This window comes from bacterium (assembly GCA_023228325.1).
Classification (GTDB): Bacteria; Auribacterota; UBA6266; order UBA6266; family UBA6266; genus UBA6266.
Genome location: JALOBK010000012.1, coordinates 4,541 through 7,723 on the forward strand (window position 1 = coordinate 4,541; position 3,183 = coordinate 7,723).

The following is a 3,183-nucleotide window of genomic DNA, read 5'->3' on the forward strand; positions in this document are numbered from 1 at the left end:
ATAACGTCCTCGATGAAGCTCTCCCGATTGGCGTCGACCTCCGCCTTGTCCTTCTCGGGGCGAAATTCCGACAAATCCAACCGAGCACAAGCGGCGAACCGCTCGAACTCCGCCTCCGCCATTTCTCTTGAGATTTTCTCGTCCATGATCATGCCTTTCAAAAAGCGGGCCGCCCCACGGCGGAGGAGGAAAGGCACTCCTTAGAGCGGCCCATAATTAGCCTTTCAGAGCTGCTTCAACTTCCCGCCGCCCGCCATGTCGAAAGTCGCCGTGGCCTTCGACACGTCGTTTGCCAGCTCGCCGTCGATGCCGAGAACGCCCGCGTAGCTCGTCCCGTCAGTGTACGTGATCACCACGTCCACATCCTCGGCCCCGTTGGCGACGTCGGTCAGGAACTCGAAATCCTGGTTTTGGTTGTCGACTTCCACGGCCACTCCGGACAGCTTCGCAAGCGTCCGCGTCTTGAGTATCCGCGTCGACCCGTCACCGTTCGCCTCGTGCGTGTTCTCGTATCCGCCGAGCTTCATGTTGACCGTGTTGTCGGCAGTGCATCGGAACTCACGCCCCGCAATGCTGATGGTTTCCGCCGGTCCTCCAATTGCGCTCATGGTCGCCTCCTATTCCCCGTAGTAAAAGCCGAACGCGAGGTCTATGGAGATCACATTCGCGTTGCCGGACAGTTTGAAGACCAGTTTGACGTCCAACCTCTTCGGGTTGACGCTCGATATCGCGGCCTGGCTCGACTCCTTGGCGAAGTCAGGGTCCGATATGATGGCATCGTCCGCGAGCGCGTCGAACATCTTGAAGATGGCCGCAAGAGCCATTTTCGGCTTCTTGGCCGTCGTGTTTTTGACCGCCTGGTCATCGGGCACCAAGGGAGCGCCGTCCCAGTTCGTGTTATCGAAGAGCAGCGCCGTGTTGTAGATGACCGTCGCGAGCTTTTCCAGGTCGCAGTCATACCGATAGGCCGGCGGCTCCTCGCCCGTTGGGTGGTAACAGGTCACGATGTCCGACACCTTGACCACGCCGTCCCGAACGCGGGTCGTAGAGCATCCGGCAAGGACCGCCGACTGCCGCTGAGAGCTCGACCACTGGACAGAGTCCAGGCCGGCGGTCAAGCGAGACAGAGACAGCGACCCGTAGTCGTGGGCCGGGTTCTCGTTCGCCAGCTTGGCGATCCGTCGGACGTGGTCAGCCGCGATGACAAGCGGCAGATCGTGCGAGCCCGGATTGGTCACGATGATGTTGGTTCGGTCTTCTTTGCGCGCGTCCGTGATCGCCGTCACCGTGGCGAGGGTGGCCTCGGCGCATCCGGAGTAGACCTTGAAAAACTTGTACACCTCGGGGAGCCATCGGCCTTCGTTGACCTCATCGTACTTGTCCAGGGCTGTGTCGTCCGTGTAGGGAAGACAGCTCACGATGTGAGTCTCCCAGGCTTCGCCGATGAGCGCGAGCGCCGCCGTTACCGTCACCGTCCCCGAGCCGCCGGTCGGCTGAACGATGACGAAGGTAACCTCAGCGTCATCGGGCGAAACGACCTCGATGTAGATGTCGTCACCACTGTCCCCGAGCCATCCGGCTGTGAAATTAACTTCCGTTGCCCCGTCCGCCGCTGTGCCTGGCATCCCGTTCACGGCATTGATGGCCGCTACCATCTTGTCGCAGATGGTAGCCACGGCATCGCCGCTTTCGACGACGAAGGGGTCGGAAACCACGTTCGCGATCTTGACGTAGTACGTCGCGCGCTTGGTCACGGTCCCAGACGGGGTGATGGACCCAGCCGCGGCCGCTCCGCCACCTGGATTCGCTATCGGGTAGACCGTAACCGGTATGTCTCCGACGCCGTCACCGTTCACTGGAAGCAGCGACAAGGCCGCGAGGTACAAAGGCGAAGTGTACCCGTAGACCGAGCCCACCTCGTTCGCCGTGTACACCTGCCGCTTGTCGACCGTGTAGGTTGATCCGGAGCTCCCCTGGCCTATCAAAGCCACGCGAACGGGGCGATACCTAGTTCCGGCCGCGCCGATTCCTTCCGGATATGTTTTGAGCGCTACTCCCCTCGCGACTCGGGTAGGCGCAAATGCCGTTGAAATACTCATTTCATTCTCCTTCGTCCTCTTCGCCGAACTGCAATTCAGCGATCAATTGCCCGTCAACCGAGTCGTGATACATTTTCACATTCACGATCTCCAAAATTTCGTGATCTTCAAGATCGATGGTCTCGTTATGGTCCACTTCCAAAGCCAACCGCACGGCGACGACGTTCTCCACGGGAAGCGTCCCAGCTCCAGGCTGAAAGGTCGTCAGTGACGTCAACCAACGGCGCCACACGGTCCCCTGGAGCCCAAGGTATTTATACTTGTCGTGCATCAGGATGTTGCGAACGAGCTTCGCCGCATTGTGGGCCGCCTTCGCGGCCGCTTCGTCACCGGGCGAGTGCCCGCCTTCGGTTTCCGTTGAAACCGCTCGGCTGTAGACGTCAATGTTGAAACGGCTTGTCCCCTTCTGGCGCGTCGATACGTTTGAAGTCGATGGGTCATAGTTGGACCCGTCAAACCAGACATTCACAATCGGCGTTACGTCATCGGATCCGAAGATTTCCCACGGGGCCGCGCGCTCGGCGAAGACTCGGAACTTGTAATCATCCGGATCTTGCCCTGCGGCCGCTGCCAGCACCTGTTGAGCCGCCGTCTCGGTCGCCAGAATGGAAGCTATGGCATCTCGAACCGTCTCGAACCCGTCGTTCTTGTTGATCAAGGGGATAGATTGCGTCATTGCTCATACTCCCCGAGGAAGATCAACATCAGCCCGACCGACCGGTCAGGGTTCGTCTCAACCACCTTGTAAACGGTTTCAGTGCCTTTTGAATCGGCCATCGTAATCAGCCAAGGCCGTGAGGACGAATCCGCCACGCTATGTATCGCGCCGAATCCCGCGTCTTCGAGATCGCTGATGAGTACCGACACCGAAGCCTTGCATCCGCTGACAAGTTCGCCTGTTCCGGGGTCTACTGAGAGATGAATGTCAGACGTGAAACCGAGAACAACGGCGGTCGAACCATCCGGAGCCGTAATTGTCACCGAATCGCCGCCCGTGTCGGTATCCTGTAGGATTCCGACCAGGTCCGCCGCCGCTGTCGCTCGCAAGCTCATTCAACGTCTAACAGTCCTCGCCTCACCAAGT

The 3,183-nt window shown here is 59.5% G+C and carries 4 protein-coding genes; all 4 read right to left on the reverse strand.

Annotation, left to right across the window (positions count from 1 at the left end; all coding sequences use genetic code 11):
- Positions 1 to 224: 224 nt before the first annotated feature.
- From M0R36_10535 to M0R36_10550, 4 genes are read right to left on the reverse strand one after another with little or no spacing between them, the layout of a single operon-like run.
- On the reverse strand, positions 225 to 608 hold the full coding sequence (locus tag M0R36_10535) for a hypothetical protein (protein ID MCK9556231.1): 384 nt from the start codon (positions 606 to 608) through the stop codon (positions 225 to 227).
- Positions 609 to 617: 9 nt separating this feature from the next.
- A complete protein-coding gene (locus M0R36_10540; GenBank protein ID MCK9556232.1) occupies positions 618 to 2,099 on the reverse strand; it encodes a hypothetical protein in 1,482 nt (493 codons plus the stop codon).
- Between the two features lies 1 nt (position 2,100).
- Positions 2,101 to 2,775, reverse strand: a complete 675-nt coding sequence (locus M0R36_10545; GenBank protein MCK9556233.1) for a hypothetical protein — start codon at positions 2,773 to 2,775, stop codon at positions 2,101 to 2,103.
- Positions 2,772 to 3,080, reverse strand: a complete 309-nt coding sequence (locus tag M0R36_10550) for a hypothetical protein (protein MCK9556234.1) — start codon at positions 3,078 to 3,080, stop codon at positions 2,772 to 2,774. The genes M0R36_10545 and M0R36_10550 overlap by 4 nt, the downstream gene beginning before the upstream one ends.
- Between the last annotated feature and the right edge of the window lie 103 nt (positions 3,081 to 3,183).

Coding starts and splice junctions, on each gene's coding strand:
- M0R36_10535 (MCK9556231.1), bottom strand. CDS start 608: ATGAGCGCAATTGGAGGACCGGCGGAAACCATCAGCATTGCGGGGCGT.
- M0R36_10545 (MCK9556233.1), bottom strand. CDS start 2,775: ATGACGCAATCTATCCCCTTGATCAACAAGAACGACGGGTTCGAGACG.
- M0R36_10540 (MCK9556232.1), bottom strand. CDS start 2,099: ATGAGTATTTCAACGGCATTTGCGCCTACCCGAGTCGCGAGGGGAGTA.